This is a genomic window from Massilia jejuensis (genome assembly GCF_042656795.1).
Classification (GTDB): Bacteria; Pseudomonadota; Gammaproteobacteria; order Burkholderiales; family Burkholderiaceae_D; genus Telluria; species Telluria jejuensis.
In genome coordinates this window covers 1-1823 of sequence record NZ_JBHSMS010000104.1, presented here as the reverse complement: position 1 = coordinate 1823, position 1823 = coordinate 1, and the positions used below count along the sequence as shown (strand labels likewise).

Genomic DNA, 1823 nt, shown 5'->3' with positions numbered 1-1823 from the left:
TTCCGGCCACACTCAAACGCTCGGCCCGCTGATGGCGAAGAAATCAAGGGTTATTCGAGGTGCCCTTGGGCAAACTCATCACGCGATTCGATTGGGGGGTCGAGCGCGAGATCCAGCAATCGTATGCGGCCCGGCTGCTTAGGCTGCGAGAGGTAGCTGCTGACCAGGGTGGAGAAGAGGAGGAGGGCGAGAGCCAGGCGCCCTCGATGTGATCATGTTCGGCCAGCGGCATCGCTGGCCATACCTTACATGCTCGGACAGCTGCGCCCCTCGGCTTCTGCTTCCTGCTCGGCCGCGCCAGTCTGGTGCAGCTCCAGCTGCTCCCGAACGTACGAAAGAAGGGCCTGGCGCGTACCTGGCTCGATCTCAACCCTGCAGTCGAAGTAATCCATCTGGGGCAGTGCGAAGTTGTCCCTGGTATGCCACGGCACCATCCCACCCTCGTCTCGCGAATAGACGAAAGCCCAGTCCTCCAGGATCAGAACCGTGTGGTAGAAGCAGCTGCAGGCCGCGTATTCCTGGTCGCCGACGCGGGCCAGGCCGGTTAGCATGAAAGGCTGCGCCTCGAAGGCGGCGCCGGCCACCTGGCGCAGCACCTCGTGGGCGACCCGCACAGCCTTGTTGCACATCGGGTCGTCCTGGGTGTCGGCGAGAATTGCGGCGATCGCGGCGTGGTCAGCCGGTTTCGCCGTTCGGGGCAGGGTGGGGGTCTTGTCGTTCATGTGTCGCTCCAGCGAGATCACGGTAGCTATTCAGGCGTTCAGCCGCACCCTGCAGTCTTGGGTGCGGCCGCCCGGTGCCGGTTACGGGCGCACGGCCTCGGGTTCGCCCTCTTCCTCTTCGGGCGCCTGGACGGCCAGTTCGTCGAGCACATCTGCCACGCTATGGGGCCGGACATCGATCATCCCGTCGGTCAAGTATTTCGCCTCACCGAAGACGTCGACCACTTGGCTGCTGTCGCCGCCTTCGGTGTCGCCGTCGAGGAAGATCATTCGTGCAGGGTGGGTTCCGTATGATTCGACGATGGTGCCGCCCTCCAGCGCCACCACAATCACGGGAGTAGGGCTCATCAGCGACGCCAGCTTGGCGGTCAGCTCGTGGCGAATCCGCACGTCCGTGACCGAATTTAAGATGCCGTCGACTTCTTTCATGATTCTGCCCGCCACGGCGTCCAGATCGTCGCTTGCCAGTGCCTTGTCCATTGCCGCGCCGAGTTCGCGGGCGTCCGACGACGAAATACGGTGGCGGAAGTTACGGCTGTGATATGCACCATCGCCGCCGAACGCGAAGAGGCTCGGCCGGTCTGAATGCCAGCAGCCCTCCAGCTTCATCGCCTTCATTCCATGGCCGTCGTCGAACCGATCGGCGAGCCCGAAGAGAGTTCCCAGGCTCGGGTCGTCGTCGAAGTCGTCTTGCCCGATCAAGTCTGCGATGAATTGATCGTCAGCCGCGCCAAAATGCTTGGCCAGAACGGCCAGGTATTCTGGAACCGTTTGATAGGGCTGATCCGGCGCAGGGATGGCCAGTTGGGCGATCAGCGTGTCGAAATTGTCGAGCACGTCGTCCCAGGTCAGGCTGTCGGATTCGGAAATCTTTGCGATGCTGACCTCACCGCTGCCGGGTTCACCTGCTTCCAGGTTAAACGCACCGAACAAAGCCTTGATCACAGGCGTAATCTGGCCCAGAACGAGGGCACCAGTGCAATCGTAATAACTATTTGCCATTTATCGAACTCTCCGTAGACTCCAGAACACTCCGCCCACTCGGGCGGAGAAACGTGACTGAAGGTACGTTAATTCGGATCGCGTGGTTGCACCCAGGAG

At 61.7% G+C, this 1823-nt stretch carries 2 protein-coding genes; both read right to left on the bottom strand.

All coding sequences use genetic code 11. From position 1 onward, the window contains the following. Positions 1–245 precede the first annotated feature (245 nt). The gene (locus ACFPOU_RS23740; protein WP_379727585.1) at positions 246–722 is read right to left on the bottom strand and encodes a hypothetical protein; all 477 of its coding nucleotides are present in this window, start codon (positions 720–722) and stop codon (positions 246–248) included. Between the two features lie 81 nt (positions 723–803). Beyond that, entirely contained in the window at positions 804–1724 is a 921-nt protein-coding gene (locus ACFPOU_RS23735; protein ID WP_379727583.1) for a hypothetical protein, read from the bottom strand. Positions 1725–1823: the final 99 nt, after the last annotated feature.

What these genes read in the sequence shown, in the direction of transcription:
- ACFPOU_RS23740 (WP_379727585.1), bottom strand. Translation starts at nt 722, where the DNA reads ATGAACGACAAGACCCCCACCCTGCCCCGAACGGCGAAACCGGCTGAC.
- ACFPOU_RS23735 (WP_379727583.1), bottom strand. Translation starts at nt 1,724, where the DNA reads ATGGCAAATAGTTATTACGATTGCACTGGTGCCCTCGTTCTGGGCCAG.